Source organism: Bacillus sp. Au-Bac7 (assembly GCF_021341655.1).
Taxonomy (GTDB): Bacteria; Bacillota; Bacilli; order Bacillales; family Cytobacillaceae; genus Niallia.
The window spans coordinates 1,360,395-1,374,964 of the sequence record NZ_JAJTTG010000001.1 but is presented as its reverse complement, the minus strand read 5'-3'; the positions used below and the strand labels follow the sequence as shown (position 1 = coordinate 1,374,964).

General features: G+C 40.5%; 12 protein-coding genes. All 12 read left to right on the top strand.

What is annotated here, in order from left to right:
- The first annotated feature begins 64 nt into the window (after positions 1 to 64).
- The 12 genes from LXM54_RS07165 to rpsO all read left to right on the top strand — a co-directional run bounded on the left by LXM54_RS07165 (position 65) and on the right by rpsO (position 14,336).
- Entirely contained in the window at positions 65 to 1,762 is a 1,698-nt protein-coding gene (locus LXM54_RS07165) for a proline--tRNA ligase (RefSeq protein WP_233314366.1), read from the top strand.
- 177 nt (positions 1,763 to 1,939) lie between these two features.
- The gene (locus tag LXM54_RS07160) at positions 1,940 to 6,262 is read left to right on the top strand and encodes a PolC-type DNA polymerase III (protein WP_233314365.1); all 4,323 of its coding nucleotides are present in this window, start codon (positions 1,940 to 1,942) and stop codon (positions 6,260 to 6,262) included.
- Between the two features lie 285 nt (positions 6,263 to 6,547).
- Entirely contained in the window at positions 6,548 to 7,018 is a 471-nt protein-coding gene (gene rimP, locus LXM54_RS07155) for a ribosome maturation factor RimP (protein WP_233314364.1), read from the top strand.
- Positions 7,019 to 7,210: 192 nt separating this feature from the next.
- Entirely contained in the window at positions 7,211 to 8,341 is a 1,131-nt protein-coding gene (gene nusA, locus LXM54_RS07150) for a transcription termination factor NusA (protein WP_233314363.1), read from the top strand.
- A 15-nt stretch (positions 8,342 to 8,356) separates the two neighbouring features.
- Positions 8,357 to 8,641, top strand: a complete 285-nt coding sequence (gene rnpM / locus LXM54_RS07145; RefSeq protein ID WP_233314362.1) for an RNase P modulator RnpM — start codon at positions 8,357 to 8,359, stop codon at positions 8,639 to 8,641.
- Positions 8,638 to 8,940: a YlxQ family RNA-binding protein gene (locus LXM54_RS07140; RefSeq protein ID WP_233314361.1), complete on the top strand. Its 303-nt coding sequence runs from the start codon at positions 8,638 to 8,640 to the stop codon at positions 8,938 to 8,940. The genes rnpM and LXM54_RS07140 overlap by 4 nt, the downstream gene beginning before the upstream one ends.
- A gap of 19 nt (positions 8,941 to 8,959) precedes the next feature.
- Entirely contained in the window at positions 8,960 to 11,131 is a 2,172-nt protein-coding gene (gene infB / locus LXM54_RS07135; protein WP_233314781.1) for a translation initiation factor IF-2, read from the top strand.
- Complete coding sequence (locus tag LXM54_RS07130) at positions 11,128 to 11,409, top strand: DUF503 domain-containing protein (RefSeq protein WP_233314360.1); 282 nt, start codon at positions 11,128 to 11,130, stop codon at positions 11,407 to 11,409. The genes infB and LXM54_RS07130 overlap by 4 nt, the downstream gene beginning before the upstream one ends.
- A gap of 20 nt (positions 11,410 to 11,429) precedes the next feature.
- Positions 11,430 to 11,792, top strand: coding sequence for a 30S ribosome-binding factor RbfA (rbfA, locus tag LXM54_RS07125; RefSeq protein WP_233314359.1), 363 nt, complete (start codon positions 11,430 to 11,432; stop codon positions 11,790 to 11,792).
- Between the two features lie 136 nt (positions 11,793 to 11,928).
- Positions 11,929 to 12,843 carry a tRNA pseudouridine(55) synthase TruB gene (gene truB / locus LXM54_RS07120; protein WP_233314358.1) on the top strand — a complete coding sequence of 305 codons (915 nt, stop codon included), beginning with the start codon at positions 11,929 to 11,931 and terminating at the stop codon, positions 12,841 to 12,843.
- Between the two features lie 77 nt (positions 12,844 to 12,920).
- Complete coding sequence (gene ribF / locus LXM54_RS07115) at positions 12,921 to 13,862, top strand: bifunctional riboflavin kinase/FAD synthetase (protein ID WP_233314357.1); 942 nt, start codon at positions 12,921 to 12,923, stop codon at positions 13,860 to 13,862.
- Positions 13,863 to 14,066: 204 nt separating this feature from the next.
- Positions 14,067 to 14,336 (top strand): 30S ribosomal protein S15, encoded by a 270-nt coding sequence (gene rpsO / locus LXM54_RS07110; RefSeq protein WP_101175791.1) that lies wholly within the window; start codon positions 14,067 to 14,069, stop codon positions 14,334 to 14,336.
- Positions 14,337 to 14,570: the final 234 nt, after the last annotated feature.

The following is a 14,570-nucleotide window of genomic DNA, read 5'->3' as shown; positions in this document are numbered from 1 at the left end:
AGGAGAAAATAGACCTCACCTTCATTCGTGATTTGTTTGAAAATAAAAATAGAGGTGCTAAATAATGAAGCAAAGTAAAATGTTAATCCCGACTTTAAGGGAAGTGCCAGCAGACGCAGAAATTAAAAGCCATCAGCTGCTTTTGCGCGCAGGCTATATCAGGCAGAATGCGAGCGGAATATATTCTTATTTGCCATTAGCAAATAAAGTGCTGAAAAAGATTGAACAAATTATCCGTGAAGAAATGGATAATTCAGGATCAGTCGAGCTGCTAATGCCTGCTATGCAACAAGCAGAACTTTGGCAAGAGTCTGGCAGATGGTATTCTTACGGACCAGAATTAATGCGTCTAAATGACCGTAATAATCGTGAATTCGCCCTCGGTGCAACACATGAGGAAGTAATCACAAGCCTAATTAGGGATGAAATTAAATCATATAAGCGTTTGCCTTTATCTCTTTATCAAATTCAAACGAAATTCAGAGATGAAAAGAGACCAAGATTCGGGATTTTACGTGGCCGTGAGTTCATCATGAAGGATGCTTATTCCTTCCACAGCTCTCACGAAAGTCTTGGGGAAGTGTATGATGCAATCTTCCAGGCATATTGCAATATTTTTGAAAGATGCGGTTTGAACTACCGTGCTGTTATTGCAGACAGCGGCGCTATGGGCGGAAAAGATACGCATGAATTTATGGCACTTTCCGATGTTGGAGAGGATACAATCGCTTATTCAACAGAATCAAACTATGCAGCTAATATTGAAATGGCACCAGTGCTTGCTGTATATGAAAAAGAGGATACACCTCAAGGCGAGCTTGAGAAGGTAAAAACAGAAAACGTTAAAACAATCGAGCAAGTTTCAGCTTTCTTGAATGTTTCAGAAAATAAATGCATCAAATCACTTCTATTTAAAGTGGACGACAAGCATGTACTTGTATTAGTTCGCGGAGATCATGAAGTGAACGATATTAAATTGAAAAACTTGCTTGAAGCATCAACTGTCGAGCTTGCTGATGCGTCCGAAACAAAGAATATTCTAGGCTGCAGTGTTGGTTCACTCGGACCAATCGGCGTTAAAGATGTGGAAGTAATTGCAGATAATGCGGTTCAATATGTTGTTAATGGTGTTTGCGGAGCAAATGAAGAAGACTATCATTATACGAATGTAAACCCAGAAAGAGACTTTGCTGTAAGTCAATATGCTGATTTGCGCTTCATTCAAGAAGGGGATGTTTCTCCAGATGGAAAAGGTACAATCGTGTTTGCAAAAGGAATTGAAGTTGGTCATGTCTTTAAACTAGGAACTCGCTACAGTGAAGCAATGGGTGCGAGCTATCTGGATGAAAATGGCCGTTCTCAGTCTATCATCATGGGCTGCTACGGTATCGGTGTGTCTAGAACAATGGCTGCAGTCGTTGAGCAATTTAATGATGAGAGAGGCATCGTTTGGCCAAAAGCAATCGCACCATTCGATCTGCATCTGATTACAGTTAATGCTAAGGACGAAGCTCAAACAGAATTGACAGACAAGCTATATAATAGCTTGAAGCAAAACCGTTATGATGTGCTTGTTGATGATCGTGCGGAAAGAGCGGGAGTAAAGTTTGCAGATTCTGATTTGATCGGTTTGCCAATTCGTATTACTGTCGGCAAAAAAGCGGCAGAAGGAATTGTAGAACTGAAAGAAAGAAGCAGCGGCGATGTTCATGAGGTTCATGTTGATAATCTGCTTGAGACTCTTGCAAAGCTTTCCAACTAGTTTTACAGCTACAGCGACAAGCTGTAGCTTTTTTTATGGTGTAAATAGGCTGCCAACCGTTCTTTAAATTGCCAACATTTAAGCAGCCTTTTATTCAATAAGAAAAAATAGATTATGATATAATGTAGCTTGGTAGAGCACCAATAAAAGAAATATAGAAAAGTAAGGGGAGAACAAATGGCAGAAATAGAAGGGAAATTGGAACGATTTCAATTGCTATTGCAGCAGCTTCAATTAACAGATGATGCGATTGTTACCCATTTTCGTAACGCTAAAATAGATAAAATAGTCATTGAAAGAAAAGCGAAAAAATGGCATTTCCATTTCGCGTTTGAAAGCATTATTCCTTATAACATTTATCAATTGTTCACAACTAAACTTGTCAGCAATTTCGAGCATATTGCAACAGTGACATTCAATATAAATGTTCAATCAAGCCTTGCTGATGAAATACTTATAAGGGATTATTGGTCTGCATGTATTGAACAAATGCAGGGAATTGCACCGCCGCTCATTAAATTGCTTAATGAACAAGTGCCGAAAATTCAAGGCAACAAGTTGACGATAACAGTCAATAACGAAATGGAAGGACTGGCTATTAAGCGCAAATATGCTGATTTAATTTCAAATGCTTATCAGTATTTTGGTTTTCCAGCTATGATGATCGATACAGAAGTGGCAACTCAAGAGACGAATGACGCATATGCCCAGTTCCTTGAAGCGAAAAGACTGGAAGATCAAGAAAGAGGAAAACAGGCCATGCTTGATATTCAGAAGATGGAGGCTGACAAAGAAGCTGGCGATGCGAGCATTCCATCAGGTCCGCTTACAATCGGCTTAACAATTAAGGATGACAGCGACTACCGCCGACTTGAGGAAATTGTCGATGAAGAAAGACGAGTGACAATTGAAGGATACGTGTTCTTCGCAGAGACGAAGGAGCTTCGCAGCGGCAGAACATTGCTGACATTCAAGATTACCGACTACACTAGCTCCATCATGGTGAAGATGTTCTCAAGAGACAAGGAGGATGCAGCGTTATTCCAGCTTGTTAAAAAAGGAATGTGGCTAAGGGCGCGAGGCAGCATTCAGAACGACACCTTTGTCAGAGACTTAGTGATGATCGGGAATGACTTAAATGAAATAAAGCCAGTCGAAAGACAGGACACAGCTAAAGAAGGCGAAAAAAGAGTCGAGCTTCATCTCCATACTCCAATGAGCCAAATGGATGCTGTTTCGTCTGTTGGCGCGCTTGTCGGCCAGGCGAAAAAATGGGGTCATAAAGCGATTGCTATAACCGATCACGCAGTTGCCCAATCCTTTCCGGAAGCCTTTGGTGCCGGAAAGAAAAATGGCGTGAAAATCCTTTACGGAGTCGAAGTGAATCTAGTCGATGACGGTGTGCCGATTGCATATAACGAAAAGGATCTGCATTTAGAAGATGCAACATATGTCGTGTTTGACGTAGAGACAACTGGGTTATCTGCTGTTTACAATACAATCATTGAATTGGCAGCGGTGAAGATTCATAACGGAGAAATTATCGACCGCTTTGAATCATTTGCAGACCCTCATCACAGATTGTCGGCAACAACCATTAATCTGACTGGAATTACAGATGATATGGTCCAAGGTGCGCCAGAGATTGGTATCGTCCTGCGCAAATTCAAAGACTGGGCTGGAGACAGCATACTTGTTGCTCACAACGCTTCCTTTGATGTCGGATTTATTAATGTCGGCTATCAAAAGGCTGGAATGCCAAAATCAGATAATCCTGTCATTGATACATTGGAACTAGGAAGATTTTTGTATCCAGAGATGAAAAACCATCGATTGAACACACTTGCGAAAAAGTTTGATATTGAACTGACACAGCATCACCGTGCAATTTACGATGCAGAAGCAACGGGATATTTAGTGTTAAAAATGTTGAAGGATGCACAGGAAAAAGGCATCACCAATCATAATCAGCTTAATGAGAATATGGGACAAGGCAATGCCTATCAAAGAGCCCGTCCATATCATTGCACACTGCTAGCCCAAAATGATGTTGGTTTGAAAAACCTATTCAAGCTAGTCTCAATTTCTCACTTGAATTATTTCTACCGTGTGCCGCGCATACCGCGTTCTGTCCTGCAAAAGCACAGAGAAGGATTGCTTGTCGGCTCGGGCTGTGATAAAGGAGAAGTATTTGAGGCAATGATGCAAAAAGCGCCGGAAGAAGTGGAAAGTGTGGCGCCGTTTTATGATTATCTGGAAGTAATGCCGAAAGAAGTATATGCCCATTTAATTGAAATGGAGCTAGTACAAAATGAAAAGGCCCTTGAAGAAATCATCGGAAATATCACAAAGCTCGGTGAGAAACTTGATATACCTGTTGTCGCAACAGGAAATGTCCATTACCAAAACCCGAACGACAAAATTTACAGACAAATACTCGTCGGTTCTCAAGGCGGAGCTAACCCGCTGAACAGGCATAAACTTCCTGATGTTCATTTCAGGACTACAAATGAAATGCTTGACGGCTTCCGCTTTTTAGGAGAAGACAAAGCAAAGGAAATCGTCGTTGCCAACAGCAATAAGATTGCCGATATGATAGATGAAATCAAGCCGATTAAAGATGACTTGTACACACCGAAAATTGAAGGCGCAGATGAAGAAATGCGCGAAATGAGCTACAGCATGGCCCGAAGAATATACGGGGACGAATTGCCGGAAATCGTAGAGGCAAGGCTAGAGAAAGAGCTGAAAAGTATTATCGGCCATGGATTCGCCGTTATCTACTTGATTTCTCATAAACTGGTGAAGAAATCATTGGATGATGGATACTTGGTAGGATCACGTGGCTCTGTAGGATCATCCTTCGTTGCCACAATGACCGAAATCACAGAGGTTAATCCGCTTCCGCCTCACTACGTCTGTACAAGCTGTAAGCAATCAGAATTCTTCAATGACGGATCAGTCGGTTCAGGCTTTGATTTGCCAGATAAGGACTGCCCGAATTGTGGAATTAGATATAAAAAAGACGGACATGATATTCCGTTTGAAACCTTCCTTGGGTTTAAAGGGGATAAGGTACCTGATATAGATTTGAACTTTTCCGGGGAATACCAACCAAAAGCCCATAACTATACAAAGGTGCTGTTTGGTGAGGAATATGTTTACCGTGCAGGAACGATAGGTACTGTCGCAGATAAGACAGCTTACGGATATGTTAAGGCGTATCAGCAGGATAATAACCTGCAAATTAGAGGTGCGGAAATTGATCGGCTTGCATCAGGCTGTACTGGTGTAAAACGTACTACAGGTCAGCATCCAGGGGGAATTATCGTAGTACCTGATTATATGGATATTTACGACTTTTCACCTATTCAATTCCCGGCAGATGATAGAAATTCTGAATGGAAAACGACTCACTTTGACTTCCATTCCATTCATGATAACCTGCTTAAGCTTGATATACTTGGACACGATGATCCGACTGTTATCAGGATGCTACAGGATTTGAGCGGGATTGATCCGAAAACCATTCCGACAGATGATCCGGAAGTAATGAAAATCTTCAGCGGTACGGAGTCACTTGGCGTTACAGCGGAACAGATTAATTGCAAAACAGGTACTTTTGGAATACCAGAGTTCGGAACTAAATTCGTCCGACAAATGCTTGAGGATACAAAACCAACTACATTCTCAGAGCTTGTCCAAATCTCTGGACTTTCACATGGTACAGACGTTTGGCTCGGCAATGCACAAGAGCTTATCCACAATAATATCTGTAACCTGAGTGAAGTTATCGGCTGTCGTGATGACATCATGGTTTACCTGATATACCAAGGTTTAGACCCGGCATTTGCCTTTAAAATCATGGAAAGTGTCCGTAAAGGTAAAGGTCTAACTGATGAGATGGAAGAGGAAATGCGTAAAAATGAAGTGCCGGAATGGTACATTGATTCTTGTAAAAAGATAAAATATATGTTCCCGAAGGCGCATGCTGCGGCTTACGTCCTCATGGCCGTAAGGATTGCCTATTTTAAAGTGCATCTTCCGCTTCTTTACTATGCAGCATACTTCACAGTAAGAGCAGAAGATTTTGATGTAGACGCCATGGTGAAAGGCGCCCAAAGCATTAAAGCAGTTATAGATGAAATCAGCGGCAAAGGTCTTGATGCATCTACTAAGGAGAAAAACTTGCTTACAGTTATGGAGCTTGCTTTCGAAATGGTAGAGCGAGGATTCTCTTTCCAAAAAGTCGATTTATATAAATCAAGTGCTTCTGAATTCATTATTGAAGGAAATACTCTTATTCCGCCGTTTAACAGTATTCCAGGCCTTGGAACAAATGCGGCATTGAATATTGTGCGTTCAAGACAAGACGGCGAGTTTCTGTCTAAAGAAGATTTGCAACAGCGCGGAAAAGTGTCTAAAACTATCATGGAGTACTTGGATAACCATGGCTGCTTAGCTGACATGCCGGACCAAAACCAGCTGTCACTATTCTAAGACAGTTTGTTAATTTAGGGAAAAGGCAGGCGGAGCCTTGCTGTATCAGAGTTCTATTTGCATAAATAGTGCGGTTATGGTATAGTTTAGTTGGAAATACTAAAGATAACTTTCGCGAATGGAGAGTGGGGCAACCCACTCTTTCCTATTGTACGCACCTTTTTACGGGTGGTATTTTCTATTTGGAAAGCGAAAAATTATTAAACAGGTTAGACAAGAAAAGCATGCTTGAACAGTCTGCATTCTTGCCTCAATAATTGTTCCTTGCTTAAGGAGGGAAAAAGTTTGAGCAAAGTAACAGGGATAGTCGAAGAAATGGTTAACCCAATATTAGAAGATCTTAACTTAGAACTAGTTGACATTGAGTATGTAAAAGAAGGTCCTAACTACTTTTTGCGCGTCTTCATTGATAAGGACAATGGTGTAGATATTGATGAGTGTGCTGCGGTCAGCGAAAAGCTAAGCGAAAAACTGGATGAACTGGATCCGATTCCAGAAAACTATTTCCTAGAGGTTTCTTCTCCTGGTGCCGAAAGACCTTTGAAGAAGGATAAGGATTTCCAAAAGGCAATTGGGAAAAATGTACATATTAAAACATATGAACCGATTGACAACGAAAAAACCTTTGAAGGAATCCTTACAGGTTTTGATGGCAATGTTGTCACAGTAGAAGTGAAAATCAAAACTAGAAAAAAAACCATTGAAATTCCTTATGAGAAAGTTGCTAAAGCTAGGCTTGCAGTGAGTTTCTCGTAAGAAATACGAAGTGCTTTGGCAAAATTTTATAGCAAAGCACTTTTGCACTTATTTTATTTTTGCGTCAAGCCCTTAAACCTTCGACACTTAATAGTCAGGCCCGACTTCTAGTACTGACTCGTAAGTTGTTTGGTTTGGTCAAAGGGCTTCCGCTCTATATTTTCCGTTGAGGTTAAAGGGGGATACACTCTCATGAGCAGTGAATTAGTAGATGCTCTTGTATTGCTTGAGAAAGAAAAAGGAATTTCGCGTGATGTAATTATTGAGGCTATTGAAGCCGCACTTATTTCTGCATACCGCCGAAACTTCAATCAAGCACAAAATGTTCGCATAGATTTAAATTTAGGTTCAGGTACAATGCGTGTATTTGCACGTAAAGAAGTGGTGGATGAAGTTTTTGATCCGCGTTTGGAAATTTCATTGGAGGATGCTCAAAAGGTAAATCCAAACTATGAAGTGGAAGATGTCGTGGAACTGGAAGTGACTCCAAAGGACTTCGGCCGAATTGCTGCGCAAACAGCTAAACAAGTTGTTACACAGCGTGTTCGTGAAGCGGAAAGAGGAATCATTTATTCGGAATTCATCGACCGTGAAGAAGATATTATGACAGGTATTGTTCAGCGCCAAGACAGCAAGTTCATTTACGTGAGCTTAGGAAAAATCGAAGCGATTCTACCTGCAAATGAGCAGATGCCAAATGAATTTTACAAGCCTCATGACCGTATTAAAGTATTTTTGACGAAAGTTGAAAAAACAACAAAAGGTCCACAAATTTATGTGTCTAGAACACATCCTGGCTTGCTAAAAAGATTGTTTGAAATGGAAGTTCCAGAAATCTATGACGGCACTGTAGAAATTAAGTCTGTTGCTCGTGAAGCTGGTGACAGATCTAAAATCTCTGTACACTCTGAAAATGAAGAAGTAGATCCAGTAGGTTCATGTGTTGGCCCTAAGGGAACTCGTGTTCAGACAATTGTTAATGAACTTAAAGGGGAAAAAATCGATATCGTCCAATGGTCGCAAGATCCAAAGGTGTTTGTTGCTAATGCTCTAAGCCCATCTAAAGTGTTGGAAGTAATTGTAGATGAGGAAGAAAAAGCAACAACTGTTATCGTTCCTGATTATCAGCTTTCATTAGCAATCGGAAAAAGAGGTCAAAACGCTCGCCTTGCTGCTAAGCTGACTGGCTGGAAGATTGACATCAAATCTGAAACAGATGCAAGAGAAGCTGGGATTTATCCAACTGAAGCTTCGCTGTTAACGTTTGATGACAATGATGAGGAAGAAGAGGATTTTCGCTTAAACAGTGAAGATTTAGATTGATTGGGGTGAATGAGTGTGAACAGCAGAAAAAAAGTACCAATGCGCAAATGTGTTGCTACAGGTGAAATGAGACCAAAAAAAGAACTAGTTCGCATCGTTCGCTCGAAGGAAGGTCTAGTATCTGTTGATTTAACTGGAAAGAAATCAGGACGCGGAGCATATCTTTCTAAGGATAAAGAAGCAGTGCTTTTAGCCAAGAAAAAGAATATTCTAGGAAATCAGCTTGACGTTGCAATTGAAGATTCTGTATACGACGAGCTGCTTGATTTAATAGAGAAGGAGCAAGGACAATCCAAATGAACAATAATCAATGGATGTCATTACTTGGCTTAGCATATCGAGCGCGGAAAATTACCTCTGGTGAGGAACTTACCGTAAAAGAAATTAGAAGCGGAAATGCAAAACTAATATTATTGTCGGAAGATGCTTCACAAAACACGGCCAAAAAAATAATGGACAAGTGCCATTCCTATAAAGTGCCGTTTAAAATGGTACCTAACCGGGAAGTGCTTGGACAGTCAATAGGCAAAGAAGCAAGAGTGGTTGTCGCTGTTTTGGATAATGGATTTGCAAAAAAACTTTTAACGCTGCTCGATTAATTCTTGCGGGGGTGAAATGATGAGTAAAATGCGAGTTTACGAATACGCAAAAAAATTCAACATATCAAGTAAAGATGTTATTACAAAGCTGAAAGACATGAATGTAGAAGTCTCGAATCATATGACAACACTAGAAGAGGAAGCAGTAAAAAAATTGGATAGTATTTATAATAAAAGTACAGAAGCGATACAAAATAACAATAAGAATGCTGTATCAAAAAATATAGCAGAAACTTATGAAGAAGAAAGTGATGCAATGGCTGAAAAAGGAAAAACAACTCAAACTAAAACTAATAATACAAAACCAGGTTTCAACAAACCAAAAGGCAACAACAACAACAATAATAACAACAAAAACAGAAATAACAACAACAATCGCAAGGGGAAACAAGGTCAAGCTCCAGCAGCTCCTCCAGCTCCTAAAAAAGAAAAAGAACTGCCAACAAAAATTACGTTCAGTGATTCATTAACAGTTGCAGAACTTGCAAAAAAACTGCATCGTGAACCTTCTGAAATCATCAAAAAATTATTCATGCTTGGTGTAATGGCTACGATCAACCAAGATCTTGACAAAGATTCCATTGAACTAATTGCTGGAGATTATGGTGTAGAAGTAGAAGAAGAAATTAAAATTGATACAACTGATCTTGAAGTGTATTTCGGTGATGACGAAGAAGCTGCTTTAATCGAACGTCCATCTGTTGTTACAATCATGGGTCACGTTGACCATGGTAAAACAACATTGCTTGACAGCATCCGTAACACGAAAGTGACTGCAGGTGAAGCAGGCGGTATTACACAGCATATCGGTGCATACCAAATTGAAGAGAACGGTAAAAAAATTACCTTCCTTGATACACCAGGACATGCTGCGTTTACAACAATGCGTGCACGCGGTGCTAAAATTACGGATATCACAATCCTTGTTGTTGCAGCTGACGACGGAGTAATGCCTCAAACAGTTGAAGCAATTAACCATGCGAAAGCGGCTGAAGTGCCAATTATCGTAGCTGTAAACAAAATGGATAAACCGACTGCAAACCCAGACAGAGTTATGCAGGAACTGACAGAACATGGATTAGTACCAGAAGCTTGGGGTGGAGATACTATTTTTGTACCGCTATCTGCATTAACTGGTGAAGGTATTGATACACTTCTTGAAATGATTCTTCTTGTAGGGGAAGTAGAAGAGTACAAGGCTAATCCAGATCGCAATGCTGTTGGTACAGTTATTGAGGCGGAGTTGGATAAAGGTAAAGGTTCTGTTGCGACATTATTAGTCCAGAACGGAACATTAAACATCGGTGATCCAATCGTTGTCGGAAACACATTTGGCCGTGTCCGTGCAATGGTAAATGATCTTGGCCGTCGTGTTAAAACTGCAGGTCCATCTACTCCTGTTGAAATCACGGGATTAAATGAAGTACCGCAAGCTGGTGACCGCTTCGTTGTATTTAAAGACGAAAAAACGGCACGCCAAATTGGTGAAGCACGTTCTTCTATAGCAATTCAGGCACAGAGATCTGAAAAGGCAAGAATCAGCCTTGATAACTTATTCGAACATATGAAACAAGGCGAAATGAAAGACTTGAACATCGTACTGAAAGCAGACGTTCAAGGTTCAGCTGAGGCGCTAGCAGCAGCACTTTACAAAATCGAAGTTGAAGGTGTAAATGTTAAAATCATCCATACTGGTGTCGGTGCTATTAACGAATCTGACATTACGCTAGCAGCTGCTTCTAATGCGATTGTTATCGGCTTTAACGTAAGACCAGATGTCAACGCGAAAAGAGCTGCAGATGCCGAAGCAGTAGATGTGCGCTTACACCGCATTATCTATAAAGTAATTGAAGAGATTGAAGCGGCGATGAAAGGTATGCTTGATCCTGAGTTCGAAGAGAAAGTTATCGGTCAGGCTGAAGTTCGCCAAACATTCAAAGTTTCAAAAATCGGTACGATTGCTGGTTCTTATATAACTGATGGAAAAATTACAAGAGACAGCGGTATCCGCATCATCAGAGATGGCATTGTTATCTTTGAAGGAGAAGTTGATGCGCTGAAACGTTTCAAAGATGATGCAAAAGAGGTTTCTCAAGGGTATGAATGTGGTATCACTATTAAGAACTTCAATGATATGAAAGAAGGAGACATCATTGAAGCTTATGTAATGCAAGAAATTGAGCGCAAATGATTGTCGGTCTTCTGACAGTTGAGTGCATCATTTATGATGCTCATTCGCTCAAGGAGAAGCGCGCTGTACTCCAGCGAATTATGGATCGCTTGAAACAAAAATTTAATATAGCTGTTTCGGAGGTTGACTTCCAGGATATGTGGCAGCGGACAGAGCTCGCCGTTGTAACGGTAGCATCTGTCAAGGTTGCAGCAGAAAGAGAGCTTCAGAATGCTTTGAAGCTGATCGATTCATTTCCGGAAATTGAAGCTTCGACGACAGCTATAGAATGGCTTTAATAGAACGAGGTGAGAATGTTATGAGCCTTAGACCCAACCGTGTTGGCGAACAAATGAAAAAAGAGCTTGGCGAGATCATTACGAGAAAGATTAAAGATCCTCGTATTGGCTTCGTTACAGTTACAGATGTTCAAGTAACAGGTGACCTGCAGCAGGCAACTGTATACATTTCCGTATTGGGAGATCAAGAACAACGCGAAAATACCCTAAAAGGGCTGGCAAAAGCAAAAGGATTTATACGTTCTGAAATTGGACAAAGAATTCGCTTGCGCAAAACGCCAGAGATTACTTTTGAATTTGATGAGTCTATTGATTACGGAAACAGAATCGATACATTGCTTCATCAAATAGCAAGAGAATCGGAATCAGAATCAGATAAATAAGAAAGCTGTTAAATAACTTTAGCAGCAAGTATGACTCCTATTTTCATCTGTCTTAAAAGCAAAGAGGGTATTCCTCTTTGTTTTTGAAACAATAGACAATAGGAGTCATTTTGTTTAACAGAAAGGGTTGGAAAATATGGAGGGCATTTTGCCATTATGGAAGCCGAAGGGCATGACATCACACGACTGTGTGTTTAAGCTTCGCAAAATATTGCGCATGAAAAAAATCGGTCATACAGGGACATTGGATCCTGATGTTACAGGTGTTCTACCGATTTGCTTAGGAAGGGCGACTAAGGTTGCTGAATACATAACAGATGCAGGTAAATCGTATGAAGGGGAAGTAACCATCGGATACTCCACAACAACAGAAGACAGCTCAGGCGACAAGGTCGAGGAAAAAGTCGTGACAGGTTCCATTACAAGGGAACAAGTGGAGGAAGTACTCCGTTCACTGACAGGTGTAATTAAACAAACTCCACCGATGTTTTCAGCTGTGAAAGTCAATGGGAAAAGGCTCTACGAGTATGCAAGGCAGGGAATAGAAGTAGAGCGGCCAACACGGGAAGTGACAATCTACAAGATAGAACTGCTTGATGAGTGGGAGTCACTGTCCGGTGAGCAAGTTTCCTTCCGCTTTAAAGTGGATTGCAGCAAAGGGACATATATTCGAACATTAGCAGTTATGATTGGAGAGAAGCTCGGTTACCCTGCTCATATGTCGGATCTATCAAGAACCCGTTCGGCCACAATGACTTTGTCCGATTGTCTTACCTTTGAGCAGATTGAAGAAGCGCAAAGTAAAGGGCTTTTAGAGCAAAGCTTGAGACCGATTGAGGATGCGCTCAGTTATTTGCCGAAATATGAAATAAATGATACATTAGCTATGAGAGTCCGCAACGGTGCAGTGCTTGAAGCGCCGCCCGAGCTCCTCCAAACGGAAGGGCCAATTGCTGTGTTTACGGAAAGTGGTGAAGCTATAGCGATTTATGTGCATCATCCTTCCAAACAAGGAATGATAAAGCCTTCAAAAATTTTAAAGGTTTTGTAAATAGACTGTAGCGTTGTCGGTATAAGGACAGGCATAAGAAAAATAAATTTCAGGTGCTAGAAAAAGGTGAGTCAAGTTTGAGAGTAGTGAGAATAGATAATATAGAAAATATGCATTCTATGGAAATTCCTTCACTGGTTATGGCTTTGGGCTACTTTGACGGAGTCCATCTTGGCCATCAGAAGGTCATCGGGGAAGCTAAAAAAATTGCCGGCGAATTGGGATTGAAGACTGGAGTTATGACCTTTGATCCCCATCCGTCTCTAGTGTTGTCAAAAGAAAAGAAACAAATCGGTCTGATTACGTCACTGGAAACGAAAATTGCTGAGATGGAGAAGCTTGGTGTTGATTACTTATTTATCGTCCATTTCACAAAAGAGTTTGCCGGATTGCATCCGCAAAGCTTTGTTGATCAATATTTGGTGGATCTTAATGTTAAGCATGTTGTTTGCGGGTTTGATTATACGTATGGAATGAAAGCAGCAGGCACTTCCGAAACATTGGCTCTTCATGGCCGTGAGCGGTTTGGGACAACAATAATCAGCAAGGAGACCTTTGAAGGGGAGAAGGTTAGCTCAACCTTAATCAGATCCTATATAAATGCTGGAGATATGGAAAAGGTTCCAAAGCTCCTTGGCCGTTTCTACACAAACCACGGTAAAGTCATTCACGGCGACAAGCGGGGCAGAACGATTGGTTTCCCAACAGCGAACGTCAAGACTGGGGACGAGGAAATCATTCCTCCACAAGGCGTATATGCTGTGAAAGTGAATGTTGGCGAGAAATGGTATAATGGCGTCTGTAATGTGGGAACGAAGCCGACATTCCATCCTGGCAAGACTGTTCAATCCGTTGAAGCGCATATTTTCGAGTTTAATCAAGATATTTATGATCAGATTATTACCATTGAATGGCATATGCGGATAAGAAGCGAGAAGAAATTTAACGGCATTCAAGAGCTTGTTGAGCAAATTGAAAGAGATAAGCAGACAGCAATTGCTTACTTTGCTAATCTATAATGTTTAAAAATAACTAGGATTGGCAATGATAGTGACAGGTATCCCAATCCTAAAAAATTAATAGATGATTTTCTTGCTTTTTTTATGAAAAAAGGTTATTCTTATAAACGTACTAAAAACAACCTTTGCTTGGCAAAATCGAATCACCAACGTTTTGCTCAGTAAATGGGGATTAGTGTAATAGGATATAGGAGGTGAAACAGGATGGCAATCACTCAAGAACGTAAAAACGAACTTATCAATGAGTACAAAACGCATGAGAACGATACTGGATCTCCAGAAGTTCAAATCGCTGTCCTTACTGAGTCTATTAACAACCTGAATGATCATTTACGTACGCACAAAAAAGATCATCACTCACGTCGTGGTCTTTTGAAAATGGTAGGTAGACGTCGTAATCTACTAACTTACCTACGTAATAAAGACGTTCAACGTTACCGTGTTTTAATCAACAAACTTGGTCTACGTAGATAGTATTAAAAAGCGGGATACTTGTTCCCGCTTTTTTATTGTGCAAGAAGACAACTATAACTATTGACATATATACTTGATAACTAATGAATAGATTACATAATTGTTGGTGGACACTGACTTTTGACATAAACGAATTTAACTGAAATAATATGTAATAAGTATTTTGGTAATGATAAAAAATATCCATGTAGGTTTAGGTAGCACTAAAATAACCAAAACCTCTAACAAGTGAAA